The organism is Marinobacter sp. (assembly GCF_035268745.1).
GTDB lineage: Bacteria > Pseudomonadota > Gammaproteobacteria > Pseudomonadales > Oleiphilaceae > Marinobacter.
In genome coordinates, this window is record NZ_DATFKH010000090.1 from 1 (window position 1) to 25,783 (window position 25,783).

General features: G+C 57.8%; 20 protein-coding genes. 9 read left to right on the top strand and 11 right to left on the bottom strand.

What is annotated here, in order from left to right; translation table 11 throughout:
• Positions 1-356 precede the first annotated feature (356 nt).
• Positions 357-737: a fluoride efflux transporter CrcB gene (crcB, locus tag VJ956_RS07450; protein ID WP_324083409.1), complete on the bottom strand. Its 381-nt coding sequence runs from the start codon at positions 735-737 to the stop codon at positions 357-359.
• A gap of 316 nt (positions 738-1,053) precedes the next feature.
• Between crcB and VJ956_RS07455 the strand changes: the two genes are divergently transcribed.
• Entirely contained in the window at positions 1,054-2,724 is a 1,671-nt protein-coding gene (locus VJ956_RS07455; RefSeq protein WP_324083410.1) for a GMC family oxidoreductase, read from the top strand.
• 15 nt (positions 2,725-2,739) lie between these two features.
• On the opposite strand, the gene VJ956_RS07460 is transcribed toward VJ956_RS07455, so the two are convergent.
• From VJ956_RS07460 to cysZ, 3 genes are all read right to left on the bottom strand, one after another.
• Complete coding sequence (locus tag VJ956_RS07460; RefSeq protein ID WP_324083412.1) at positions 2,740-5,190, bottom strand: acyl-CoA dehydrogenase; 2,451 nt, start codon at positions 5,188-5,190, stop codon at positions 2,740-2,742.
• 167 nt (positions 5,191-5,357) lie between these two features.
• Positions 5,358-8,222, bottom strand: coding sequence for an RNA polymerase-associated protein RapA (gene rapA, locus VJ956_RS07465; RefSeq protein ID WP_324083414.1), 2,865 nt, complete (start codon positions 8,220-8,222; stop codon positions 5,358-5,360).
• Positions 8,223-8,262: 40 nt separating this feature from the next.
• Positions 8,263-9,006 (bottom strand): sulfate transporter CysZ, encoded by a 744-nt coding sequence (cysZ, locus tag VJ956_RS07470; protein WP_324083416.1) that lies wholly within the window; start codon positions 9,004-9,006, stop codon positions 8,263-8,265.
• Between the two features lie 85 nt (positions 9,007-9,091).
• Between cysZ and VJ956_RS07475 the strand changes: the two genes are divergently transcribed.
• The 6 genes from VJ956_RS07475 (at position 9,092) to VJ956_RS07500 (ending at position 14,768) form a co-directional block, all read left to right on the top strand.
• The gene (locus VJ956_RS07475) at positions 9,092-9,508 is read left to right on the top strand and encodes a VanZ family protein (RefSeq protein WP_324083418.1); all 417 of its coding nucleotides are present in this window, start codon (positions 9,092-9,094) and stop codon (positions 9,506-9,508) included.
• A 568-nt stretch (positions 9,509-10,076) separates the two neighbouring features.
• Positions 10,077-11,165 (top strand): tRNA 2-selenouridine(34) synthase MnmH, encoded by a 1,089-nt coding sequence (mnmH, locus tag VJ956_RS07480; protein ID WP_324083420.1) that lies wholly within the window; start codon positions 10,077-10,079, stop codon positions 11,163-11,165.
• Positions 11,166-11,316: 151 nt separating this feature from the next.
• Positions 11,317-12,150 (top strand): mechanosensitive ion channel family protein, encoded by an 834-nt coding sequence (locus tag VJ956_RS07485; protein ID WP_324083422.1) that lies wholly within the window; start codon positions 11,317-11,319, stop codon positions 12,148-12,150.
• 154 nt (positions 12,151-12,304) lie between these two features.
• A complete protein-coding gene (locus VJ956_RS07490) occupies positions 12,305-12,865 on the top strand; it encodes a YbaK/EbsC family protein (RefSeq protein WP_324083424.1) in 561 nt (186 codons plus the stop codon).
• Positions 12,866-12,953: 88 nt separating this feature from the next.
• Positions 12,954-14,237, top strand: a complete 1,284-nt coding sequence (locus VJ956_RS07495; protein ID WP_324083426.1) for an FAD-dependent monooxygenase — start codon at positions 12,954-12,956, stop codon at positions 14,235-14,237.
• Between the two features lie 165 nt (positions 14,238-14,402).
• Entirely contained in the window at positions 14,403-14,768 is a 366-nt protein-coding gene (locus tag VJ956_RS07500; RefSeq protein ID WP_324083428.1) for a histidine triad nucleotide-binding protein, read from the top strand.
• 1 nt (position 14,769) lies between these two features.
• Here the strand turns inward: VJ956_RS07500 and phoU are convergent, their stop codons facing one another.
• The 5 genes from phoU to VJ956_RS07525 all read right to left on the bottom strand — a co-directional run bounded on the left by phoU (position 14,770) and on the right by VJ956_RS07525 (position 20,303).
• Positions 14,770-15,492, bottom strand: a complete 723-nt coding sequence (phoU, locus tag VJ956_RS07505; RefSeq protein WP_324083429.1) for a phosphate signaling complex protein PhoU — start codon at positions 15,490-15,492, stop codon at positions 14,770-14,772.
• 33 nt (positions 15,493-15,525) lie between these two features.
• Positions 15,526-16,419, bottom strand: coding sequence for a phosphate ABC transporter ATP-binding protein PstB (gene pstB / locus VJ956_RS07510; RefSeq protein WP_324083431.1), 894 nt, complete (start codon positions 16,417-16,419; stop codon positions 15,526-15,528).
• A gap of 10 nt (positions 16,420-16,429) precedes the next feature.
• Positions 16,430-17,704 (bottom strand): phosphate ABC transporter permease PstA, encoded by a 1,275-nt coding sequence (gene pstA / locus VJ956_RS07515; RefSeq protein WP_324083433.1) that lies wholly within the window; start codon positions 17,702-17,704, stop codon positions 16,430-16,432.
• Positions 17,697-19,085, bottom strand: coding sequence for a phosphate ABC transporter permease subunit PstC (gene pstC, locus VJ956_RS07520; protein WP_324083435.1), 1,389 nt, complete (start codon positions 19,083-19,085; stop codon positions 17,697-17,699). The genes pstA and pstC overlap by 8 nt, the downstream gene beginning before the upstream one ends.
• Positions 19,086-19,250: 165 nt before the next feature.
• Positions 19,251-20,303 carry a substrate-binding domain-containing protein gene (locus VJ956_RS07525; RefSeq protein WP_324083438.1) on the bottom strand — a complete coding sequence of 351 codons (1,053 nt, stop codon included), beginning with the start codon at positions 20,301-20,303 and terminating at the stop codon, positions 19,251-19,253.
• Between the two features lie 206 nt (positions 20,304-20,509).
• Between VJ956_RS07525 and VJ956_RS07530 the strand changes: the two genes are divergently transcribed.
• On the top strand, positions 20,510-20,920 hold the full coding sequence (locus tag VJ956_RS07530; protein ID WP_324083440.1) for an acyl-CoA thioesterase: 411 nt from the start codon (positions 20,510-20,512) through the stop codon (positions 20,918-20,920).
• A 2-nt stretch (positions 20,921-20,922) separates the two neighbouring features.
• Complete coding sequence (locus tag VJ956_RS07535) at positions 20,923-21,366, top strand: potassium channel family protein (RefSeq protein ID WP_324083442.1); 444 nt, start codon at positions 20,923-20,925, stop codon at positions 21,364-21,366.
• Here the strand turns inward: VJ956_RS07535 and VJ956_RS07540 are convergent.
• Both VJ956_RS07540 and VJ956_RS07545 read right to left on the bottom strand, forming a co-directional pair.
• A complete protein-coding gene (locus VJ956_RS07540) occupies positions 21,363-24,593 on the bottom strand; it encodes an efflux RND transporter permease subunit (protein WP_324083444.1) in 3,231 nt (1,076 codons plus the stop codon). The genes VJ956_RS07535 and VJ956_RS07540 overlap by 4 nt on opposite strands.
• On the bottom strand, positions 24,590-25,639 hold the full coding sequence (locus VJ956_RS07545; RefSeq protein WP_324083445.1) for an efflux RND transporter periplasmic adaptor subunit: 1,050 nt from the start codon (positions 25,637-25,639) through the stop codon (positions 24,590-24,592). Before VJ956_RS07545 ends, VJ956_RS07540 begins: the two co-directional genes overlap by 4 nt.
• Between the last annotated feature and the right edge of the window lie 144 nt (positions 25,640-25,783).

The window sequence follows — 25,783 nt, forward strand, 5'->3', positions numbered from 1 at the left end:
GCTTCGTTGAAGAACTTAACAGTGCCGGTAGTAGTAGACATATCTTAAACTTCCTGAAATCAATTAATTAATCTGCCGCCAAACATCACAACGATGGTTGATCAGCGTTTACGGAAAAACAGAATTTGCGGAATCAAAAACAGGACGTTCACTACAAACTGCGGATTCGTCTTGATCTGAATGCTTTACTAATCTTTCCTACACCCCGGACTCTACTCCTGAACGGACTTGTTGCCAAGTGTAATCTGAAAATTTTTAGTGCGTAGTGATACTGAGGTGGCGAAATCTGACTTCCAGATCGGCTGACAGCGCCTTTACCGGGATCCCACCAGTCAGTGACGATACGGCAACAGCGGTTATGCCTTGAGTAAACCAAAGGTGTATATACCGAGGGCAGTCATGACAATGGAACCCACGACATGAGCCAGAATGCCGGCCAGTGCCATGCTCCATTTGCCCTCCTGGATAGCGGAAAACATTTCCAGAGAGAAGGTGGAGAAGGTGGTAAGCGCTCCACAGAGACCGGTTATGGCGAACAGCCGCCATTCCGGTGCGATCGAGCTGCCGTGGACGAAATAACCGATCAGCAGGCCAACGAGCCAGCCGCCCGAGAGGTTCGCGACAAGGGTGCCAAAAGGGATGGTGTGGTAGCTGGCATTCAGCCACAGCCCCAGAGCCCATCTCAGGTTGGCGCCGATGACGGCGCCGGCGCTTACAGCGAGGATTGATAGCCACATTCCGGGATTCCATGCTTGTTGCTTTGGAGTCTGGCCGAGTATGCCGTCAATTAACCTCGAAGTTAAGCTTCGGTGGCTCGCCCTCCGGGCGCTCGTCCATGGCCAACTCCGGAGGAGACACATGGAACGCCTCATCAATAAAGATTTCCCTCACATCGTGCTTTTGAAAATCTCAATTGCTTTAACCGCTGAGCCACTCTAGCCTGTATGGCTGAATATTATCCGATACCGGTTAACCGCCTGACAGAGCTCAAAATCTGGCACCTCCCGAAGGTTTTACACAAATAACAGCTGAATACGCGGTGGAGAAAACGCCATGTCCGACAACAACAAAGCACAGGGACAGCAAGAGTTCGACTACATCGTGATAGGGGCCGGGACTGCCGGCTGCCTGCTGGCCAACCGCCTGAGCGCAGACCCGGCCAACCGTGTCCTGCTGATCGAAGCCGGCGGCCGGGACAACTATTACTGGATTCACATTCCGGTAGGCTACCTGTACTGCATTGACAATCCGCGCACCGACTGGTGCTTCCGCACGGATCCGGACCCGGGTCTTAACGGGCGTACGCTGATCTACCCCCGCGGTAAAATCCTGGGCGGCTGCTCCAGCATCAATGGCATGCTTTATATTCGCGGCCAGGCACGGGATTACAATCAGTGGGCAGAGATAACCGGCGAACAACACTGGAGCTGGGACAATTGCCTGCCCGACTTTATGTGCCACGAGGACCACTACCGCCTGGACGACGGCGGCGACGCCGACCCGGAACACGGCAAATACCATGGCCATGGCGGCGAATGGCGGGTGGAGCATCAGCGCCTGAAATGGAAAGTGCTGGAAGACTTTGCCACGGCCTGCGTCGAGGCCGGCATTCCGCGAACCCGGGATTTCAACCGGGGGGATAATGAGGGCGTGGATTATTTCGAGGTGAACCAGCGCTCGGGCTGGCGCTGGAATACCTCCAAAGCCTTCCTCCGCGGAGCCGAGAAGCGCCCCAACCTGACGCTCTGGCATTCCACCCATGTGCTCGGTCTGAAAACGGAAAACTCCCCTTCCGGGCCTCGCTGCACCGGCGTCCGTGTTGATCGACCCGGTGACGGTGAAATCCTCGCCAGGGCGAAACGCGAGGTCATACTCTCGGCCGGCGCCATCGGCTCGCCGCAGCTGTTGCAGCTCTCCGGCATCGGTCCGGCAGACCTGTTGCAGGAGCATGGCATTGATGTGGTCAAAGACCTTCCCGGTGTTGGCGCAAACCTGCAGGACCATCTCCAGATCCGGTCGGTGTACAAGGTGCGGGGAGTCCCCACCCTGAATACCATGGCCAACTCACTGATCGGCAAGGCCCGCATCGGACTGGAATACCTGCTCACCCGCTCCGGGCCCATGAGTATGGCACCGTCACAGCTGTGCCTGTTTACCCGCAGCTCGGATGAATACGACTACGCCAATATTGAATACCACGTCCAGCCCCTGAGCCTCGACGCCTTTGGGCAGCCGCTGCATGAGTTCCCGGCCATCACCGCCAGTGTCTGCAATCTGAACCCGACCAGCCGCGGTACCGTGCGTATTCGCAGCAAGGACCCGAAACAGGCACCGGCCGTTGCGCCGAATTACCTGAGCACACCGGAAGACCGGAAAGTGGCGGCAGATTCACTGCGCGTGACCCGGCGCATTGCGGAACAACCGGCCTTCAAGCAACACCAGCCGGAAGAGTACAAGCCCGGCCTGCAGTACCAGACCGACGACGAACTCACCAAACTGGCCGGAGATATCGGAACTACTATTTTTCACCCGGTAGGCACCACCCGCATGGGCCCTGCGGACGATGAACTCGCCGTGGTGGACCCCTACCTGAGGGTTAGGGGCGTGGCCGGCCTGCGGGTCGTCGATGCCGGCGTGATGCCCACCATTACCAGCGGCAACACCAATTCACCGACATTGATGATTGCAGAGAAAGCTGCCCGCTGGATCCTGGGCAGCGACTAGCGTCCCGGCCCCTGATCAGGCCGGGTTGTGATCAATCACTGTGGATTTATCGCTGGCAAGCGCATCGAACGGGAAGTCGTCGACGGTCAGCATTTCCAGCACAATCTCTTCATACCGGCGCATGAAGTCTGTTTCCTCCTTGGTAAAGATATCCGCCTTGAGGGCTTCCTCGAACCGCTCCTCCGGGTGCAGCGCAGTCATCGGCAACTGGCCCTTGGCGTAAGCCTTGGTGACCTTGCGATACAGCGCCTCTGCCTTGTCGTAATCCTTCAGCAGGCTGTTGTATCGAGCCACCGGATTTTCCACAGTGCCCTCGCCATTGGTACTCCAGACGGTGGCAAGCAGCCTGGTGCGTACCGCGCTATCGGTGGAGATGGCGCGCGCCAGGCTTCTTGACAGATCATCGTGGGGCTTGTCCCAACGACGGCCCAACGGCAGGGTAACGGCGCGAAGACACAGCGCCACTGCGCGATTCGGCAGGTTCTGCAGGAACTCCTCCAGCGCATTTTCCGCGCGGTGCAGCAACAACGACAGGCTGAATTCCATCAGATCCCGCTCGCCGTCGACTGGCTGGGTTTCGTGCCAGTGTTTGAGCACCATGGATGCCAGGTACAGGTTCGACAGCATATCGCCCAGCCGGGCCGAAATCAGCTCGCGCATTTTCAGCTCTGAACCCAGGGTGGTCATGGCGGCGTCCGAACACAGGCCAAAGGCGGCACTGAAGCGCGAAACGCCCTGAGCATACCTTTTCGAAGCACTGTCAAACGGAACATCCGCCTTGCCAACCCCGAATGCCTGGGTCAGCGCACGGGCGGCATTACCGAAGACCAGGCCGGCGTGGCCGAAAAAGGCTTCGTCAAAGGCCTCGATGTCGTCGTTGTCCTTTGCCGCCAGTTCCTTGAGGACATAGGGATGACAGCGAATCGCGCCCTGACCGAAGATCATCAGGCTACGGGTCATGATATTGGCACCTTCAACGGTGATCGCAACCGAGGCACCGCTGTAGCCAATACCCAGATAATTACGGGGGCCGAGGGTCACGGTTTTACCGCCATGAACGTCCATGGAATCGGACAGGACACTACGCTGTATTTCCGTCAGATGGTATTTCAGGATGGCCGAGGGCACCGCCGGCTTCTCGCCCCTGTCGATCATGTTGGCGGTATGACTGACAGCTGCCTGCGCAATATAGGTCTGCGCAGCAATACGTGCCAACGGCTCCTGGACGCCCTCCATCTCGGCCACCGGAGAATTGAACTGGCGGCGGATACGGGTATAGCCCCCGGCGGTACCCACGGAATAGGCGGCAGCGCCGGCAGCTCCTGAAGGCAATGTGATACAGCGACCGACGGACAGGCACTCGACCAGCATGCGCCAGCCCTGCCCGGCCATTTCCTGGCCGCCGATGATGTAATCCAGCGGAATAAAGACGTCCTTGCCCTTGATCGGCCCGTTCAGGAACGGGCTGCCGATGGGACAGTGACGGCGGCCGATTTCCATACCCTTGGTGTCGCGGGGGATCAGCGCGCAGGTAATGCCGTAATCTTTGGTATCCCCCAACAGACCGTCCGGGTCAAACATGCGGAAGGCAAGGCCAACCACCGTGGCGATTGGCGCAAGGGTGATCCAGCGCTTCTCGAAATTCAGTCTGATACCAACGGTTTCCTTACCGTTGAACTTCTGTTTGCAGACGATGCCCGTATCCGGCAGCGACGTGGCGTCAGAACCAGCCCGGGGGCCCGTCAGGCCAAAGCAGGGAATCTCGCGGCCATCGGCAAGGCGCGGAAGATAGTGGTTTTTCTGTTCTTCAGTACCGTATTTGACCAGCAACTCGCCGGGGCCCAGGGAGTTGGGAACGCCCACTGTCACCATCAACGCTTCATTACATGCCAGCCGCTGCAGGACTGCGCTCTGGGCCTTGGCAGAAAAATGCAGACCGCCGTATTCTTCCGGGATGATCATGCCAAAGAACTTCTCTTTCTTCAAAAATTCCCAGAGCTCGGCGGGCAGGTCGGCGCGCTCTACCGCGACGTCCCAGGCATTACACATGGATGTAGCTTTCACGCACTGGTTGTCGACAAACGCCTGCTCTTTTTCGGTCAGGCCAGTGTTGCGATTGATCAGCAGGTTGTGCCAGTCCGGGCGACCGGTGAAAAGCTCGCCGTCCCAGCCGACAGTGCCCGCTTCCAGGGCCACTTTTTCAGTCGCCGAGACCTTGGGCGCTACCTTCTTGAACATCGCGAAAACCCGCGGCGTCAGCCAGCTCTGGCGGAACCCGGGCAGCCCGGCAGCAGCCGTGATCCCGGCGCCGGCAAGCAGTATCAGGGCAAGAAGGCCTGAGGCAAAAATCAGCGACAATACGCCTGTTATCGCCAGCAGGACGACCACAGGCTTGGCACCGGCCTGTTTTCGCATCAGAGCAAGCAACCCGGCCACAGCAACCACAAGTAAAATAATCGTCATCATCAACACTCTCTGTTTTCAACAACTTGAATAGGAACAACCTGCACTGACTACGACTAAAGTACATCAACAGATGATAATTGAATAGCTACTAATCCGTGGGCAAATAAGCAGACGGTTCTGGAAAAACCTGTCCGCTTACTTCGATATTCCTTGGTACCTTGTCACTTTCAGGCGGTCAGGATCACCCGGATGCCCTCCATGGAGAGGCTCGCCTGATTGATCGCCGACTCGGCGGCCGCCAGTTGCTCCGAGAAGAAGGCAATTTCCTCCTCACGAATCGCCGGATTTACCTGTCTCAGTGACTCCAGCCGCTGGATTTCAGATCCCAGAAATTGCCGTACCCCGTCAAGCGCCGATTCCCGCAGCGGCTTCAGGTAGGGCGCTGCCACGCGCTCGGCATGATCCACCATGGTTTCCACCTGAGGCCGGATCTGGGGCACGATGGACTGCGCGGTCCGGCGGCGGATATTGGAGCACATGTCATTCAGCCGCTCATGGGAAAGGGTTGCCGACAGATCCTTGCCCTTCAGGTCCACCAGCAGACGCACCGGTGAAACTGGCAGAAAGCGGGAAAGCTGCAGCGACTCGGGCGCGGGACAATGCACTGTGAAAAGTGCCTCAAGCAGCAGAGTCCCCGCGGGCAGGGCCTTGACCGACATGGTTGCCAGCGCCGCCTTGCCAAGCCCGGAACTGGTCACCGATTCCATAATACCGCTGACCAGCGGATGCTCCCAGCTCATGAAGGCCATGTCCTCGCGCTCCAGAGCCTGCTGCCGGTTCCAGGTTACGGTCAGCCCGTCTTCGGGCAACTCCGGTACGAGGCCGGCCTGATATTGCTCGCCAGGGCGCAGAATGTCGGCATGTTCAGAATGATCCTCAAGATCGACGCCGAGAATATCGCAGGCGTCCAGCATGTAGTCCCGAACCGGGTCACCGCGCTCCTCGGCCTCGATCGATTCGATCAGTTTCTCCGCAACGTCGGGGCGGCAGGAATTGAGTTCGATCAGGGCATCACGGCCTTTACGCAGCAATTCCCGCAGACGGTCAGCCTCGGCCCGGGAGACAGCAATCAGCGCGGCCAGCGCCTTGTCGGTGCCACCTTCGATCACCTGCAGCCACTGTGCGTGGACCGTCTCCTGCACCGCCACGCCCACCGAGCAGCTTTCGGCAAAGGCATTCAGGCCCTCGTCAAACCAGCGATACTGGGACTCCTGGACCGTGTCTTCCAGATAGGGAATATGTATATCAATAGCGTCTGTCTGTCCGATCCGGTCCAGACGGCCGATTCGCTGTTCCAGCAGATCCGGGTTGGCCGGCAGGTCAAACAGCACCAGCTGATGGGCGAACTGGAAATTCCGGCCTTCGCTGCCGATTTCGGAACAGATCAGGGCGTGGGCCCCCTGCTCGGCATCGGCGAAATAGGCAGCGGCACGGTCCCGCTCGATCAGGCTGAGATGTTCATGAAAAGCCGTACTGCGGATACCCGCCCGCAACTGCAGATAATGCTCGAGCGCAACGGCAGTGGAAGCACTGGCGCAGATGACAACGACTTTCGCAGGCTTCAGCCGCGTCAGTGTCTGTTTCAGCCAGGCGACCCTGGGATCCTGGGCCAGCCACAGTTCTTCATCAACGTTTACCTCCGGGGTCAATGCCGCAAAGCCATGGCGGCAGGAGGCCTCATACAGATCGGGACATGGCAGCGGAATGCCCACGGGCCGGCGCTGGGGAAAACCCTCGATGGCAGCCCGGGTGTTGCGGAAGAGTACGCGGCCAGTGCCATGGCGATCAATCAGCGCATCAATGATGGCCTGAACCGGATCTGCGCCCGCCATAAGCCGGTCAAGATCATCCCCCAGCCAGCCCCGTAATGACGCCCGGGCTTCATCATCCAGGGCGGTGCCCTGTTGCCGGAGCCGGGACACGGCAGTATTGATGGCTTCGTACTGCTCTTCTTCCCTGCGGAAGGTGTCAAGGTCATGGAACCGCGCCGGGTCCAGCAGACGCAGCCGGGCGAAATGGCTGGCGATACCTACCTGTTCCGGCGTCGCCGTCAACAGCAAAAGTCCCTTGCTTGCCGCAGCGAGCTGCTCGACCAGCTGGTATTCCGGGCTTGCCGCTGCGGGGCTCCAGGCCAGGTGGTGGGCTTCATCTACCACCATCAGGTCCCAGCCCGCTTCAAAGGCATCTTTCCGGGCTTGCCCATTGGTCATAAGAAAACCGAGACTGCACAGTGCCAGTTGCTCAGCTGCAAACGGGTTATCCGCCGCATCGTCAGAGGTATCATCCGGTTCCACGAAGCCTCCGGAGAATTCCGATTGCGCATCGTATCTTGCCTGGTCAATGATCGAGAATTTCAGGTTGAAGCGCCGGAGCATCTCCACCAGCCACTGATGAATCAGCGAATCAGGCACCACGATCAATGCCCTGCGGGCCCGCTGGGTGTGCAACTGATAATGCAGAATGAGCCCGGCTTCGATGGTTTTGCCCAGGCCCACTTCGTCTGCCAGCAACACCCGGGGGGCGTGGCGGGTCGCGACTTCATGGGCGATATAGATCTGGTGGGGGAGGTGCTGGGTACGTGCGCCGATCAACCCCCGCGCCGCGGACGCCCGCAGCCGGTCCTGATGCTGGACCGTCGCCATTCTGAGGCGGAAAGCCCCGTTGCGATCAAACTGGCCGGCGAACAGTCGTTGATGGGGCGCCGAGAAGTCGACGGCACTGCTGAGTTTCACCTCGGAGATGCGGGCCAGGTCTTCGCTGCCATCATCCGCGTGATACATCAGGACGCCGCCGAGATCTTCCACGGCACGAACCACGAAACGATCGCCATCAAAGGTTTCGATCTCTTCTCCGATCTGGTAGATGATCCGGGACAGCGGCGCATTATCAATCGCGTAGGTTCGTTCTTCATCGGCTGCCGGGAACCCCAGAGTCACCCTGCGCCCGGAGAGATCCGTAACAATACCAAGCCCGAGAGCGGTATCACTGTGACTGACCCAGCGTTGGCCGATGACAAAATCCGATGTATCCAAAAAGCCTCCAGAAAATGGAACAAGTAAAAAAATCAATATCTCAGTCGGACTGGTTTTCCCGAACCCAGAAAGCGGCCGCACCGCAGACTGCAGCAGGCACAACAATCAGGTTCAGCACCGGTACCATGGCAGCCAGGGCCACCGGCAACCCGAAGCCCAGGGCTGATAGCCGCGCACCCGCCAGGCTGCGACGCAGATCGGGGAAACTCACGCGGTGGTTATCAGCCGGATAATCCACATACTGAAGCGCCATCATCCAGCTGTTAAACAAGAACCAGAGCACTGCAGCCACAATATTCACCACCGGAACAAGACCAATGACGAACAGAGCCAGTGCTCTGGGCAGGTAATACACGATCTTCTGTACTTCCCGCCAGAGTGAACGCGGGATATCCCGTATTATCTGCCCCCAGCTTTCATCGGTGTTGACCTCCTGGCCGGTCAGGTGCTTTTCGGTAAGCTCGGCGAGATAGCCATAGAAAGGCGAGCCAATCAGATTCGCTACGATCACGAATCCATAGGCCAGCATCAGCACAATTACCACGCCATAAAGCAGCCAGAACAGCCAGTCCAGACTCTGCAGCCAGGCCCAGTCCGGCAGCATGTTCATGGCACCATCAATCAGGACGGTGAACATTTCACCCAGGAAGTAGAACAGCAGGCCAAATAACAAGATATTAATAACCAGGGGAATAATGACGAACAGTCGCAGGCCCGGCTGTTGTATCAGCCGGAACCCCTGTCCAAGATAACCCAGGCCGCGGAAAAAATTACCTTTTAACATAGCTCGCAGCACCCCAGTTTCGATGACAGTGAAGGCGTGCAGAGCATATCATGATGGAATCAACACCACAGCCCGACAACCTTACATGGCATTTCTGAAAAACAGCCTGCAATCAGTCCTTATGTGCCAGCCGCTCTGGCGGACAACCCTTGTTATTTCAGCCGTGGCAATCATGTATCTGGCCACCACCAGCCAGCCTTATCCGGTTCCCTCGTTGCAACACGACAAAATCAATCACCTGCTGGCGTTTATCCAGTTGACTGTAGTCAGCCGCCTGGCCTGGCCAGACCTGTCGCGGACCTGGATTGCGCTGGGTGTAATCGGCTTCGGGCTGGTGATTGAGTTAACACAGGCGCAACTGCCCTATCGTGAATTTTCCCTGCTGGATCTGGCTGCGGATGGCGCTGGCGTCGCTATCGGTCTGCTGCTCTGTGGCTTTATTTTCAGGGAGGATCACGGGAAATCAACCCGCAATAGCAGGAAATGCGAGTCAGAGCCTTAAGATCCGGGACCAGATCAAGGACATTGCCGATGCTGCATGTGAGATAACGCTTACATTGATGTAAGAGCCGACGGCTATCTGAGGTAAGAACCTCGTTATTACCGCCCCATAAATACCATAACTATCTGTTTTATATAGATTAAAATTAATTTCAGTCTAGGAGTACCCGGACCGACGGATTTTATTCACACCAATAAATTCTGATGATTGTTAAAGTGAACGCATCAGGAATGATGTGGAGAGGAATAAGGCACTGGACGCGCCCCGCACTGGATGCAGGGAGAGGCAGGAAATCAGGGAGGTTCCGCCTCAGGGATATAAACTGGATTGTCGGCTCGGACGCTGGCACCAAGGATGGGTTACAGGTATTACGGAAACACCTCGGCGCCAGGACGATCGCCGAAATCGCAAGGAAGCGAACACCTGTCTCGGAAAGGGCAACTGCAAAGTTGCCTTTTTTTTATGCCCGGAATTTAGACTCTACCCCTCATTCCGGGGTGCCCGCCCCGACAAGCTGTAAAGACTTCCGTTATACTGTCGCCTCACTTTACGACCAGTGACCTTCACCATGCGGTCCAGACCAGACACTGACGACTACCTCTCGATATTTCTGAACGACAGCCCGCTGCTGGATATCCGGGCACCGGTCGAGTTTGGGCGGGGCAGCTTCCCGGGCGCAATGAATGCCCCGCTGATGAACGACGACGAGCGCCATGAAGTGGGCATTTGCTACAAGGAGAAAGGCCAGGACGCCGCGATCGAACTGGGCCATCGGCTGGTCTCCGGTGACGTCCGGCAGCAGCGCATTGACGCCTGGCTACGCTTTATTAACGACCACCCGGAAGGTTATCTGTTCTGTTTCCGCGGCGGCCTTCGTTCGCGGCTGACCCAACAGTGGATTCAGCAGGCAGGTCTGGACTTACCGCTGGTCAGGGGTGGCTATAAAGCGCTCCGGCGGTTTCTGATTGAGCAGCTTGAAGAGCTCATTGAAAAGTCGGAATTCCGGATCGTCAGTGGGCGAACCGGCACCGGCAAAACCCGGTTACTCAACCAGCTTCCCAATCCCGTTGATCTCGAGGGCCTGGCCAATCACCGCGGCTCCAGCTTTGGTCGCGAGGTGACACCGCAACCTGGTCAGATCGATTTTGAAAACCGGCTGGCTGTGGCCCTGCTGAAAGCCCACCATCATGTGGGTGGACCCGTCTATCTTGAGGATGAAAGCCGCCTGGTGGGCCGCTGCGCGCTACCACACAGCCTGCGGGACCGTATGGCCGGAGCGCCCCTGCTGGTTCTGGAACAGCCTCTGGATGAGCGCATCCGGATCATCCGCGAAGACTATGTGGTAAAAATGGTTGCTGACTTTACCCTTCGCGACGGCCTGGAAGCTGGCTGGCATAATTTCGAAAACTACCTTTTGAGCGCTCTCGACCGGGTTCGCAAACGCCTGGGCGGTGAGCGCCATCGGGCACTGCGGAACCAGATGGAAGACGCCCTCAAAGTCCAGTCAGCAACCGGCAGTGTCAGCGGCCATGACGCCTGGATTCAGGCCCTGCTGGAAGATTACTACGACCCGATGTACGACTATCAGCTGGAGCAGAAAGCCGGGCGCATCCTGGTCCGCGGCGGACCTGAAACCATTTTCCACTGGGCCTGGTAAGGAATTAATTTTAAAGAAGAAAAATCAGCCAAAGGAAAGTATACGCGGGTCACGATAATCTGCTATAAACATTTGACGACGATATTCGTGGTAGCAATGCCTTGGGTTGCTGATTATCGGGCCCCGCCACATCCAGAAAGGAGATAAGCAAGTGGAAGATCTTGTGAGCGATATCAATGTGTCTGAGTACTACGATCAGGCCATCAGCCTGATTATGGCCTACGCGCCGAAACTGATTCTTGCCATTGTCACCCTCATCGTGGGTATGTGGCTCATCAATCGTGCGATTGGCGTACTCGACAAGAAGCTTGGCGCCAAAGACCCCACCCTGAACAAGTTCCTCTGCGGTCTGATCAGTGCTGTCCTCAAGATCATGTTGCTGATCTCGGTGGCCTCCATGATCGGCATCGCGACTACCTCATTCATCGCGGTTATAGGTGCGGCCGGCCTGGCCATCGGCCTGGCCCTGCAGGGCAGCCTTGCCAATTTTGCCGGCGGCGTGCTTATTCTGATTTTCAAACCTTTCAAGGTCGGCGACACCATCGAAGCCCAGGGCTTTCTGGGCGCAGTGGCTGAAATCCAGATTCTTTATACCGTAGTGAATACCTTCGACAACCGCCGCATTGTTATCCCCAATGGCAGCCTTTCCAATGCAACCCTGGTTAACGTGAGCGTTTACGACACGCGCCGTTGCGATATGACTTTCGGAATCCACTACAACGATGATATCGACAAGGCAAAGGCTATACTGCAGCGTTTGTTCGACGAGGATGAACGCTCACTTAAAGACCCCGAGCCACGAATCTGTGTTGGCAGCCTGGGCGACAACTCCGTCAACCTGATGTTTCGCGCGTGGGTTCCCACCGACGACCTGTGGCCCTATTACTGGGATATGCACGAGAAGGTCAAGAAAGCCTTTGACGAAGCAGACATCACTATTCCGTTCCCCCAGCGGGACGTGCATGTCTACAACAAGAGCGAGTAACTGCGCCGGCTTTTAAACAATCTGTTACTCGCATTTCTCGGCGCCTCAACTAAGCTGACCGTTGATGGTGGTGGCAAATACTCAAAAGCCACCGCCAGGCCATTGGAGCCAAGGGCTTTGATACCGCTGTCATTGCTGGTAGGAGGCTGTCACTATGCCGATACAGCAGTTAAAGAAATACCTTGATAAAGCAGGCGCTGAATATATGTGCCTGTCCCATCCCCCCGCATTTACCGCTCAGGAACTTGCCCACCATGTGAAAATTGCCGGAGACCAGGTAGTCAAAACGGTGATTATCGAACTGGATGGCAAAATGGCAATGCTGGTAATGCCGGCCAGTTGGCGAATTCGGTGGGATCGCCTGACCCGGATTCTGGATACCGATTTTGTTGACCTGGCTGATGAACAGGAATTCCAGGACCGTTTTCCCGACTGCGAAGTTGGCGCCATGCCGCCTTTCGGCAACCTTTTCCACATGTCGGTTTACTGTGCGGAAGCTCTGACCAAACAGCCCGAGCTGGCGTTTGCTGCAGGTACCCACACAGAATCCATTCACATGAAGACCGATGATTTCATGGCACTGGTACGCCCGATGGTTCTCGAGCAGGGATTTGTAAAACCCGGCACCCAGAAACCTGCCTGGCTGACCCGCAAACGGGAATCGGCGGGAGACACTCTCGCGGATGGCCACGCGGCCAACCTCGCAGGCTACTGAGTTTTGGCAGACTGAGGCGGTGTCCTGTCGTACCGCTTGTCTGGACAGGTCGTTTGGGTAAACTGAGGGTCCCAGACAGGATTTCTCTATGACTCAAGCTTGCGATGTTGTGATTGTCGGTGCCGGTATGGTCGGTGCCGCCCTGGCCACCGGACTGGGGCGCAGCGGATTCACCGTTGCCCTGATTGATCAGGCCGGCCCTGGCGGTTTCCAGGCAGAGCTGCCACCGGACATCCGGGTGTCGGCCATCAGTGCAGGGAGCGAACGCTATCTTGCAGAACTGGGCGCCTGGCCAGCAATCAAGGCTATGCGCGCAACACCCTATGGCCGCCTTGCGGTATGGGATGAAACCCGGCACCCGCTCAGCCATGTATTGCCCGGCAAACTTGCCGACGTCATCTTTGATGCCGGTAGCCTGTCCGCCAGCCACCTCGGGCACATCGTGGAAAATCGCGTGACTCAGCAGGCACTCTGGGAATGCGCCGCCAGCCAGTCCTCCGTTACCTGTCTGCCCGGAACAACCCTGACCTCGCTTAACAATGGCGCTGCCACCGCCCGGGTCACCCTTGATAGTGGCGAGACTCTGGAAAGCCAGTTGGTAGTGGGGGCGGATGGCGCCAATTCCCGTGTCCGGGACCTGGCCGGTATCGGGGTTCACCGCAACCAGTACCAGCAACAGGCCATGGTCATTTCCGCCCGTTACCGCGGTGCGGTCGAAGACATCACCTGGCAGGGCTTCTACCCCAGCGGCCCCCGCGCGTTCCTGCCGCTGCACAGTGCCGGTGGCGGTGAAAGCTGGGCGTCACTGGTCTGGTACGACGCTCCAGCCACTATCGCCAGGCTGAAAGCGCTTGACGATGACCAACTGATTCAGGAAATCACCAGAGCTTTTCCGACCGAGCTACCACCGCTTACTCACATTGAGGCCAAAGCCAGCTTCCCGATTGCCCGTCAGCACGCGAAAAGCTATGTCAGTCAACGGGTGGTCCTGGTCGGCGATGCCGCCCATACCATCAACCCGTTGGCCGGTCAGGGCGTGAATCTCGGCTTCCAGGATGCCCGCTGCCTGCAAACCCAGCTGCGTGAAGCTCAGAGAGCCGGCAGAGATCTCTCCGACCCCGTCATACTGGCCGCCTATGAAAGCCAGCGCCGCCCGGCCAACCGCCGGATGATGATGGCCATGGACCTGTTCTATCACCTGTTCAGCAACCGCATGCCGCCATTGCACCTGCTGCGCAACCTTGGTCTGGGCGCTGCCAAAGCCATGCCCTTTGCCCGCAACCAGGTGGCCCGCTACGCTATGGGTATAGATGACGAATTACCGCCCCTGGCCCGCCAGATCGCACAGAGGTTGCCGGGGCTAAAGTACTAATGGATAACAAAGTAAGCGGACAGGGTTTTCCAGAACACGCTGTAAATACCTCCCTGTACGCTCGGCCTCCGCCATCCCTGGCTCCGGACGGTTCTGGAAAAACCTGTCCGCTTACTTACGCACGGATCAGCATCTTTAAAACACGTTCAGAGAGAAGCAGAACTCATGTCAGGAACAATCTTTACCAAGATCATCAACCGCGAAATCCCGGCCGATATCGTCTATGAAGACGACATCAGCCTGGCCTTCAAGGACATCAACCCGCAGGCGCCGGTGCATCTGCTGATCATTCCGAAAAAGGAAATTGCATTCATAAATGACATCGAAGAAGGCGACCGGGAACTGGTCGGTCATCTGCACTGGGTGGCCGCCAAAATGGCAAAAGACATGGGGTTCGCAGACGATGGCTACCGGACAGTCATGAACTGTGGAGAGAATGCCGGACAGACGGTCTTTCATATCCACCTGCACCTGTTAGCCGGCAAACCTCTGGGCTGGCCGCCCTACACCGATAAGATGAAGCAGGGCTGAATCAGGGGCCGACAACCTTCTCCGCCTCTTCCATCGGCGTGTGCCTTACATCCTCGCCCTTGACCATGAAGATCACGTTCTCGGCAAGGTTACAGGCGTGGTCGCCCACCCGCTCCAGGGCGCGAAGCACCCACATGACCGACATGCAGCGGGAGATGTTGCGGGTGTCCTCCATCATGAAGGTCAGCAGAGTCCGCGTGGCGGCCTGATATTCTTCGTCAACCCGCTTGTCTTCCTTGATGATCCGCAACGCCTGCTCTGAATCCAGGCGGGCAAAGGCGTCCAGGGAATCGCGCAACATCGCCAGGACGTGGTTGCCGATATGGCGCACTTCCACATAGCCTCTGGGCGCCTGGCCCTCCTCGGACAGCTTGATGGCAAACTTGGCAATTTTCTTGGCTTCGTCACCGACGCGCTCAAGGTCCGACACCATCTTGATCACGGCGACCACCAGTCGCAGGTCCCGGGCCGTAGGCTGGCGGCGGGCAAGGATCAGCGTCGCTTCCTCGTCCATTTCGACTTCCATCTGGTCGACTTTCTTGTCCGTGGCGCGGACCTCGTCCGCCAGATAACTGTCATTCTCAACCAGGGCATGAATGGCACGGTCCACCTGGGATTCCACCAGACCGCCCATTTTCAGGAATTCACTCTTCAGGGCCATCATTTCGTCATTGAACTTGTGCGAAATATGATCGCCGTAAACATCGTCCTTTTTATCTGGCATGACTCTGTTCTCCAGTGTTCGTTCGTACCGGGGCTAACCAAAGCGGCCGGTAATGTAGGATTCAGTGAGCTCGTGCTGTGGCGAGGTAAAAACCTTGTTGGTTTCGTTCACCTCTACCAGATGCCCAAGGTGAAAGTAGGCCGTGCGATGGGAAACACGGGCTGCCTGCTGCATGGAGTGGGTCACGATGACAATCGTATAGCTCTTGGACATCTCCGAAATCAGTTCTTCAACCCGGGCCGTGGCGATCGGATCCAGTGCGGAACAGGGTTCATCCATCAGAATGACTTCCGGGCTGACCGCGATGGCGCGCGCAATGCAAAGGCGCTGCTGCTGGCCGCCGGACATGCCGGTGGCGGTTGCATCCAGACGGTCTTTGGCCTCATTCCACAGGCCGGCTTTACGCAGGCTGTTCTCGACAATGTCATCCAGTTCGGATTTACGGTTCGCCAGCCCGTGAATGCGCGGACCATAGGCCACGTTATCGTAGATGGATTTGGGGAAAGGGTTGGGCTTCTGAAACACCATGCCTACCCTGGCGCGCAGTTCCACTACATCCCGCCTGGGGTCATAGATATCATTATCATCAAGCGCCAGCGAACCTTTCACCCGACAGATATCAATACTGTCATTCATCCGGTTCAGGCAGCGCAGGAAGGTGGACTTGCCGCAACCTGACGGACCGATAAAGGCAATTACCTCATTGCGACCAATGTCGAGACTGATGTTTTTGATGGCACGGTCTTCACCGTAAAACACCTCGACGTTGCGTAGCTTGAACTTTGGATCATCGGAAAACGGGCGGCCAACCGTGGCGCCCTCTTCGATAACAGTTTCCGCTGGAGCGTCCGCTTTTTCCTGGACCGGCACGGTATTACTGTCTGCCATATCACCCTCCCGGGTAATTAATGGGTTCATAGTGCTCATTTAACTCTCCTTACCACCGACGCTCAAGACGTTTACGCAGCCAGACAGCCAGTGCATTCATACTGATCAGAAACGCCAGCAGCACCATGATGGCTGCCGAAGCGCGCTCAATAAAAGCAAGTTCAGGGCTGCCCGCCCAGAGGAATACCTGCACCGGCAGCACGGTTGCGGAATCAAGGAAGCCGTCGGGTACGTCGACAATAAAGGCCACCATGCCGATCAGCAGCAGCGGTGCGGTTTCGCCCAGCGCCTGCGCCATTCCGATAATGGACCCGGTGAGCATACCCGGCATTGCCAGCGGCAATACATGGTGCAATACCACCTGCATTCTCGAGGCGCCGATGCCCTCGGCCGCCTCGCGAATCGAAGGTGGAACGCTCTTGATGGCGGCGCGGCTGGAAATAATGATGGTTGGCAGGGTCATAAGGGTCAGCACCAGACCGCCCACCACCGGAACCGAACGGGGCATGCCGAACAGATTGATGAAGACCGCCAGACCCAGGAGGCCAAAGATAATGGATGGCACGGCGGCCAGGTTATTGATATTCACCTCGATAAAGTCCGTGAACCTGTTCTGGGGCGCGAACTCTTCCAGGTAAATGGCCGCGGCCACACCAATCGGGAACGACAGCACCAGGGTTACAAACATGGTAAGCAGAGAGCCTACGATGGCACCCAGAATGCCGGCACGGGAGGGATCACGGGAGTCACCGCTGGTGAAGAACACGTCGTTAAACGAGGTCTCGACTACACCGGCTTCCAGCAATTCATCGACCCAGCGCTGCTGCTGCTGACTGAGTTTTATGGAATAGCTGTCATCGCCGGCATGCTTGACGTAAACATCCACGTCGGTATGGGCCAGCACCGTGATCGTCCGGGTAGAGCCCAGCCACTGCGGATTGGCCTTGAGAATTTCTTTCAGTTCATTGGAGGCATAGGGATTGAGCAATCCCCTGACCTGATCCCGGTCACTGGCATTCGCCCCGGGGATCTCTCTGGTTAGCGCCTGAACCAGCGGCTCGACAAAATCCGCCATTTTCAGCTGGCGTTCGTCGGTGGCGTCGTCCAGAAACATCATCTCGCCATCCAGCTCCACTTCCATGGTGATAGTGGTTTTGGTGAAGCCGGTATAGCCCTTGCCGATGATATCGACAAAGAGCACAACCAGAGCAGACAACGCGATGGCAATAGCAACGATACCGTAGGCCCTGAAGCGGCGCTCTTTACGGTAACGGTGTTTGAGCGACTGGCGGACCAGTTCGGCCTGGTTTTTTTGATCAGTCATACTGTTCCCGATATTTGCGAACGATTTTCAGGGCAATCACATTAAGTAACAGCGTGGCAAGGAAGAGCATGGCACCGAGAGCGAAGGCGGCCAGCGTCTTGGCGCTGTCAAACTCCTGGTCGCCGGTCAGCAGGGTCACAATCTGAACGGTTACCGTGGTTACGGTTTCCAGCGGGTTTGCGGTCAGATTCGCTGCCAGGCCGGCCGCCATGACCACGATCATGGTCTCGCCAATAGCACGGGAGACCGCCAGCAGAATACCTCCCATAATGCCCGGCAGCGCGGCGGGGAAAATTACCTTTTTCATAGTCTCGGACTGGGTCGCGCCCAGCGCCAGCGAACCGTCCCGCAGCGTTTGCGGCACGGCGTTGATCACATCGTCTGACAGCGACGACACGAACGGAATAATCATGATGCCCATGACACCGCCGGCCGCCAGGGCACTTTGCGAGGAAGCTTCAATGCCGATGGCCGCCGCCAGGTCGCTGATAAAGGGCGCCACCGTCAGCGCGGCAAAAAAGCCATAGACCACGGTGGGAATCCCTGCCAGCATCTCCAGCAGCGGCTTGACTACGCCGCGGACTTTCTTGTTGGCGTACTCCGACAGGTAGATGGCCGACAACAGCCCGACCGGCACCGCCACGACCATGGCAATGGCCGAAATCAGCAGTGTACCGGTGAACAGGGGAATCATTCCGAACGCGCCCTGGGAGGCAATCTGATCGGCCCTCATGGCAGTCTGGGGACTCCACTGGGAGCCAAAAACAAATTCGGTAAACGGGATCTTTTCGAAGAACCGGATGGTTTCAAAGAATACCGAGAAGATAATGCCCATGGTGGTCAGGATGGCCAGCGCGGCACAGGCAAAAAACAACCACTTCAGAATAGCCTCCACCTGGACCCGGGCGTTGGCTTTCGGCTTTACCCGCACCCAGCCCAGAAAGCCTGCCAGCACAGCCACCGACACAACCAGTGCCGACATGTAGAACCGGCTCTGTTGGCGCAGGGCCTCAAGCCGCTCGGCCGCCTCCACAATCGGCGGCTCCACAAATCCGGGCGGCAGGGCACCGCTGGCAACATTACTGATCTTGCTTAACAGCAGGCTGGCCTCGCCTTCACTGCCCGGCAACATCTCCTGGGGCAGGGACCCGATCACCAGAGTCTGGATCACCTGGCCCTGGAATACGACCCAAAGTCCCAACACAACCAGCGCTGGCAACCCGCACCAGAGCGCTGCCCTGGCGCCGTAGTAAAATGGCAGGGATTTGAGGTGGCGAATTCCGCCCAGGGGCATGGCCAATGACCGGGAGCGGGCATAGCCTACGCCGTAGGCCACCAGTACACACACCATCGTCAGCAGGAGCAAATTGGCCGGTTGCATGAAAATTCCTGTTCGCTGAGAGTTGGGAAATGAAGTCTACTGCGTTCAGACCGGCGGTGCACTTGCCGCCGTCGGGGCCAGCATCCAGATGCACAAAAGTGCGGACCGCCGCCGGCTGATCCGCACCCTGACACTGACGTCCTGTCGGTTATAACAATTGCTTTACTACATCAGTTCAGCTTTTGTCAGGTTCGGCATATTCGCTGCCTTGTCCTGAAGATCCATCAGCGCTGCACGGGGCGGAACAATCAGCCCCACATCCCTGAGATAGCCGTTCGGACCCATGGCACTGACGCTGACAAAAGCCTCGGCATACTCGGCGATGCCAGGAATCACACCTACGTGGGCTTTCTTGACGTAGAAAAACAGGGAGCGTGCAACCGGGTACTTGTCTTCAGCAATGTCCTCAGCGGTCGGCACCATGCCGTTCAGGGTCGCAGCCTGCAATCGGTCAGAGTTCTCTTCCAGGAAGCTGTAGCCGAAGACACCGTACATGCCCTTGTCGTCGATCAGCTTCTGAACGATCAGGTTGTCGTTTTCACCCGCCTCGATGAAGGCGCCGTCTTCCCGAACGCTCTGACAAACGCTTTCCATCTCGTCTTCGCTCATGTCGGCAACGGCCGGCAGGTCCTCACAGCCGGCCTGCAAAGCCAGCTCGTTGAACGAATCACGGGTTCCTGAGGTCGGAGGCGGTCCCATCACGCGAATGGTAACGTCGGGCAGGCTACTGTCGACTTCGCTCCATTTTTCGTAAGGGTTGGCAACCAGCTCGGAGGGGTCGTCAGGTGACGGTACTTCTTTACCCAGAGCGAGGAACAGCTGCTCGAGAGTGAGCTCCAGATTCTCTGCGTCTTTTGAACTGGCGATGACGATGCCATCGGAGCCGATGCGGAATTCGGTGATTTCCTTGACGCCATTGTTCATGCACATCTCAAATTCGGACGGCTTCATACGACGGGAAGCGTTGGTAATGTCCGGATGCTGAGTCCCGATACCCTGGCAGAACAGTTTCATGCCGCCACCAGAACCGGTGGACTCCAACTTCGGCGTATTGAAATCGGTGGTGGTTCCGAACCGCTCCGCAACCACCGTTGCGAAAGGGTAAACCGTGGATGAACCGACAATGCTGATGGTGTCGCGAGCCATGGCCGGGCTGGATAAAGCAGCAATGCTTCCTGCCAGTGCCACGGATGTGAGGGCTGTCTTGAGTTTGATCACGTTAAGTCTCCAATTTGTCACTTTGACTTTATTGTCGGGGTGCTTCACCGATGAAAAAATCATAAAGCCATTTTGTGACAACCTTGTTACACCGCCCCAAATATACAACAGGTTGTGGAATTTTTCTTGCCGGCGCCTTGCAGACACCGGGAAGAGCGCTAACATGCCAGTACTAAAAATAACTCCAGCGCCACAAGGCAGTAGCCATGACAGCCCTGAACGATGACAACCCTGCGCCGCGCGGCGAACTGATTACCCAGATTGTTCCGCTGCCCTCCGATACCAACCCCAATGGCGACGTGTTTGCCGGCTGGGTGGTCCGCCATATGGATATCGCTGCCGCTACCCTGGCCGGCAGGATATCCCAGGGCCGCAACGCCACCGTTGTCATGGACCGGATGGAGTTCCTTTCTCCTTTGAGGGTGGGGGCACAGGTGGGCTGCTACGGTGAGCTCATTGAAGTGGGCCGCAGCTCGATGAAAATCAATGTCGAAGTCTGGACCCTGGACCGCACCGCGAAGACGCCCCGCAAGGTGACGGAAGGTCTTTTCATTTATGTCGCCATCGACGAGCATGGCCGGATCCGCGAAGTCCCGGATCAGCACTCGGTGTCATAAAGATGGCAGACTTGGTTCAGCTTCTGCATGCCACTGCGATCAATGCATTCATTGTTATTGTCGTCGTTGTTATCCACAACGAGGCGCTCATCCGCCTCAGCCATTTGCTGGCCGGAAGGCGCAGGGGTCACCACTTCCGCCTGGTGACCGGCGTACTTGGGGTGCTCATCGCCCACACGCTTCAGGTGTGGATTTTTGCGGGCGCATATTACAGCATGCATCACGCCGAGGGCTGGGGAAGGCTCTCCAAGAACTTCGACGGCAGCCTGCTGGACTGCGTCTACTTCTCGTTTACAACCTTCACCACCCTTGGTTATGGTGATATTGAGGCCCATGGCGTGCTCCGCTTTCTGACCGGCATCGAATCCCTCACCGGCCTGGTTCTGATCACCTGGAGCGCGTCATTCCTGTTTGTTGAAATGCAGCGCTACTGGCCCACTCGTTAAACCCACTTGCAGCGGGCCAGGTTGTAGTAAAGCAGGGGCACTACCAGCACCGTCAGCAGGGTCGACATGGCCAGACCGAAAATCAGCGATATCGCCAGCCCGTTGAATATCGGGTCGTTGAGGATGAAGTAAGCACCTACCATCGCCGAAATGGCGGTGAGAGCTATGGGCTTGATGCGCACGGCGCCAGCCAGAACCACGGCCTCGCCCAGCTCCACACCTTCATCAAGCAACTGCCGGATAAACACCACCAGCAGAATGGAATTGCGCACGATGATGCCGGCCAGGGCGATCATTCCGATCATGCTGGTTGCGGTGAACTCGCGTCCCAGCAGCGCGTGGCCAGGCATGATACCGATCAGCGTCAGCGGGATCGGCGCCATGATGACCAATGGCAGAATGTAGGACCGGAACTGCGCGACCAGCAATACGAAAATCATGAAGATCCCGACACTGTAGGCGGCACCCATATCCCGGAAGGTTTCGTAGGTAATCTGCCATTCACCGTCCCATTTTAGGGTGCCTTTTTCCGGTAGCGGCGGCTGATCGATAAAGTATTGCTCGGGTGCGCCGTCCTGACTGTTCAGACGATCCACCATGGCAAACATGCCGTACAGCGGGGAATCAATGTCCCCGGCCATATCGGCTGTCACATAGGTCACCGGCAGCAGGTCCTTGTGGTAGATCGCCCCCATCCAGTCCGCATCCCTAACCTCGGCAACGCTGGCCAGCGGTATCAGGTTGCCACTGCGGCTGCGCATATTCAGCGACAGCAGCACCGACGGCTGGGCTTTATCGCCCTCCCCCAGAATGACCCGGATCGGCACCGGATACTTGGCATGCTCATCGTGCAGGAAGCTGACGCTGTTGCCGCCGAGGGCCGTCTGCAGGGCAGCGACAACCTGGGCCTGTGAAACCCCCAGTCGCGCCGCGCGATCCCGGTCAACAACCACTTCCCACTGCCTTGTTGGTGCTTCTAGAGTGGTATCGATATCCACCAGGCCGTCTACCCGGGTCATGCCTTCGGCCACCATGCGGGCCAGCTCTGCCCGGCGGGTTTCATCCACGGCGTAGATTTCGGCCACCACGGGCGACAGCACCGGCGGCCCCGGGGGCACCTCGACAACCTTTACGCGGGCATCGTAGCTGTCACCAATGGTGGTCAACGGCGCCCGCAGGGACTGGGCAATATCGTGAGACTGGCGGTTCCGGTTTTCCGCATGACTCAGGTTGACCTGAATATCGCCCTGGTAGGGATCGCTGCGCAGATAATACTGACGTACCAGGCCATTGAAGTTGATGGGCGAGGCGGTACCGGCATAGGTCTGCCAGTTGGCCACCTCCTCTACTGTTTCCAGATGCTGGCCCATTTCCATAAGCACCCGCTGGGTCTGTTCCACGGGCGTGCGTTCCGGCATATCCACCACTATCTGCAGTTCGGATTTATTATCGAAGGGCAGCATTTTCAGAATGACAGCCTGGAATACAGGCAGGGAGGCAGCGGCAACGGTAAGGCCAACCACACCCAACCCCAGCAGGCGACGGCGCCAGTGACGATCACCCAGAAACGGGCCCAGAACCGCCCGGAAAATGCGCAGGGACCGCGGGCTGACACCATCTGCAGAAGTGGAAGCGTCGTCCGCTTCGGCGGCGGCTTCACCCTGTTTGTGTTTCAGCAAGCGCAGGGCCAGCCAGGGAGCTACTACAAAAGCGACAATCTGGGACAGCACCATACCCGCCGAGGCATTGATCGGAATCGGGCTCATGTAGGGACCCATCAGGCCACTGACGAAAGCCATGGGAATCAGCGCCGCCATGATGGTCAGGCTGGCCATGATGGTGGGGGTGCCCACCTCGTCCACTGCCAGGGGAATGATGTCTTTCACCGGCGACCGGGAGTTCTGGATCCGCCGGTTGATGTTCTCGGTGATCACAATGCCGTCATCCACCAATATGCCGATAGAGAAAATCAGCGCGAACAGGGACACCCGGTTGAGGGTGAAACCCCAGGCCCAGGAAAATACCAGGGTCAGCAACAGCGTGATCAGAACCGCAACTCCCACAATCAGCGCCTGGCGCCAGCCCATGGCGGCCAGCACCAGCAGCACCACACACAGGGTGGCGGAAATCAGGTCCGTTATCAGCTTGGCGGCTTTCTCGGAGGCGGTGTCGCCATAGTCCCGGGTCACCAGTACTTCCACACCCCGGGGCAATGCCCGGTTGCGCAACCGCTCCAGCCGTTCCTCTATGGCAGTGGTGATATTGACGGCGTTTTCACCGGGTTTCTTGGCAATTGCAAGGGTGACTGCCGGGTAGATCTGGCCTGGCTGGCCGGCGTTGTCGACTCCCTGTGCCGGCCCGAAACCGGTCATCACACTCTGGTCAGCGACGGTACCACCACGACTGATATCGGCTACATCTTCCAGGTAAACGGCCGCGCCTTTGTTCATGCCCACCACCAGCCGGCGCACGTCCCCGACGGTTTCCAGCAGCGTCCCGGCCTGTACCGGAATGGAGAGATTATCCCGGGTAACGCGGGCCTCCTGACTGCTGGTATTGGCTGCAGTCAGCGCATTGCGGATATCGTCGACGGTGAGGTTGAAGCCCGCCAGTAACGCAGGATCAAACCGGATATCGACGCGGTCGGGAATGCCGCCGATCGTGTAGATATCCCGTGTGCCCGGAACCCGCTTCAGGGCGACTTCCAGCATGTGCGCCAGGCGGGTAAGCTGCTCACCGGTGTGACCGTTTTCCGGATCAAACAGCGTCAGGGTCATTACCGGCACATCGTCAATACCCTTGGGTTTGACCACCGGCTGGCTCGCGCCCAGATTGGCCGGCAACCAGTCCTGATTGGAGTACACCTGATTGTAAAGCCGGACCAGTGCTTCCTGGCGCGGAATGCCCACCTCGAACTGGACGGTAATCACCGCCTGACCCTGTCGCGACACCGAATAGACATGCTCCACGCCTTTGATCTCGCTCATCACCTGCTCGGCGGGCGTCGCTATTGCGCTCTCCACCTCACGGGTGCTGGCGCCGGGAAACGCCACCATGATATCCGCCATGGTGACGTCTATCTGTGGCTCTTCCTCTTTCGGGGTGACCACCACTGCCATGATGCCGAGAATAATCGCCAGCAGGGCCAGCAGTGGTGTCAGGTGATTATTCTGGAAGACCCGGGCAATGACACCGGACGGTCCGACTTGCGGCAGATCCCGGCTCACGGATTCGCCTCCCTGCCCGCTTCGGTCACAGGATTCAGCCGGTCACTGCCAACCAGTTCGGAAGGATTGGTAATCACCCGCTCGCCGGCACTGAGCCCGGCCAGAATCTCCAGGCTGCCATTGTCCCGGACACCGGTACGCACCTGTCGCAGCCGGGGCCGGTCCTGTTCGTCCAGCACGAACACCGCCCGCAGTTCACTGCGGTGGATCAGGCTGCTGAGAGGCACCCAGAGCGCTTCCCGGCTGGCAACCGGAACGCCGACCTTCACCAGCATGCCGGGAAACAGCGAGCCCCCGGGCTCGTTCAATCGCATCCGCAGGCGGAAGGTATGGGTTTGCGGGTCGGCGTAGGGATAAAACGTCATTTCACCGGTTTCCAGCACCTGGCCATCAACAAGCGTGACTTTTGCCTGGCGTTCGGTGCGAGCGGATTCCGCGTATTTCTGTGGCAGATCAACCACCACCCGGAGCTGCTCCAGCGACAGCCCGCTAAGCAGCGGCTGTCCCGGACTGACAGATTCACCCAGCTCCACATGACGCTCGGTGAGAATGCCCCCATAGGGTGCTAGCACCCGGGTATAGGACAGCTGCTGCTCTGCCTCGGCAACCGAGCTTCTGGCGCGCTCCACTCTTGCCCTGGCGGCCGCAAGACTGTTGCGGGCCTGATCAAATTCCTGCCGGGATACCAGGCCCCTTTCGTGGATCGCTTCGATGCGTTCGAATCGCTGACGGGCATCAGACAACGCTGCCTCGGCCTCTTCCAGCCCGGCCTGAGCCTGGCGCAAGCGGGAACGTTGTTCGCTGTCTTCCAACTGGACAATCAGATCACCCGCAGTAACCGAGTCATCAACATCATAGGGCAGCCTCTGGACGGTGCCGCTGGTCTGGGCTGAAACTGTGCTTTGCTGAACCGCCTCGATAACACCATCAAGATGAACAGTTTCATGTAATGCCCGGCGCTTGACGGTTTCAAACGCTGGTTGCGCGAACGTCATTGCTGGCGTCAGGAGCAGCAGAATCACCACAATGCAACCGGAATGGCGCATGTCGACCTCGTTTAGCAGAAAGTTATAAGAATATTCAATGTAACTGCAAAGTTTAACACTGGGACTGCCGTTTGCGCCTCAAGTACGGCCAAAATCGGGAACCGCCCCATCATATAAAATTTTTTCTTCTATGGTTAGACCAAA

Bases quoted from the DNA above. Each gene is read 5' to 3' on its own strand.
- VJ956_RS07495 (WP_324083426.1), top strand. From the start codon at position 12,954: ATGACTCAAGCTTGCGATGTTGTGATTGTCGGTGCCGGTATGGTCGGT.
- VJ956_RS07535 (WP_324083442.1), top strand. From the start codon at position 20,923: ATGGCAGACTTGGTTCAGCTTCTGCATGCCACTGCGATCAATGCATTC.
- VJ956_RS07475 (WP_324083418.1), top strand. From the start codon at position 9,092: ATGGCATTTCTGAAAAACAGCCTGCAATCAGTCCTTATGTGCCAGCCG.
- pstA (WP_324083433.1), bottom strand. From the start codon at position 17,704: ATGACTGATCAAAAAAACCAGGCCGAACTGGTCCGCCAGTCGCTCAAA.
- VJ956_RS07530 (WP_324083440.1), top strand. From the start codon at position 20,510: ATGACAGCCCTGAACGATGACAACCCTGCGCCGCGCGGCGAACTGATT.
- VJ956_RS07500 (WP_324083428.1), top strand. From the start codon at position 14,403: ATGTCAGGAACAATCTTTACCAAGATCATCAACCGCGAAATCCCGGCC.
- VJ956_RS07460 (WP_324083412.1), bottom strand. From the start codon at position 5,190: ATGATGACGATTATTTTACTTGTGGTTGCTGTGGCCGGGTTGCTTGCT.
- pstB (WP_324083431.1), bottom strand. From the start codon at position 16,419: ATGAGCACTATGAACCCATTAATTACCCGGGAGGGTGATATGGCAGAC.
- VJ956_RS07545 (WP_324083445.1), bottom strand. From the start codon at position 25,639: ATGCGCCATTCCGGTTGCATTGTGGTGATTCTGCTGCTCCTGACGCCA.
- VJ956_RS07490 (WP_324083424.1), top strand. From the start codon at position 12,305: ATGCCGATACAGCAGTTAAAGAAATACCTTGATAAAGCAGGCGCTGAA.
- VJ956_RS07455 (WP_324083410.1), top strand. From the start codon at position 1,054: ATGTCCGACAACAACAAAGCACAGGGACAGCAAGAGTTCGACTACATC.
- phoU (WP_324083429.1), bottom strand. From the start codon at position 15,492: ATGCCAGATAAAAAGGACGATGTTTACGGCGATCATATTTCGCACAAG.
- crcB (WP_324083409.1), bottom strand. From the start codon at position 737: ATGTGGCTATCAATCCTCGCTGTAAGCGCCGGCGCCGTCATCGGCGCC.
- pstC (WP_324083435.1), bottom strand. From the start codon at position 19,085: ATGCAACCGGCCAATTTGCTCCTGCTGACGATGGTGTGTGTACTGGTG.
- cysZ (WP_324083416.1), bottom strand. From the start codon at position 9,006: ATGTTAAAAGGTAATTTTTTCCGCGGCCTGGGTTATCTTGGACAGGGG.
- mnmH (WP_324083420.1), top strand. From the start codon at position 10,077: ATGCGGTCCAGACCAGACACTGACGACTACCTCTCGATATTTCTGAAC.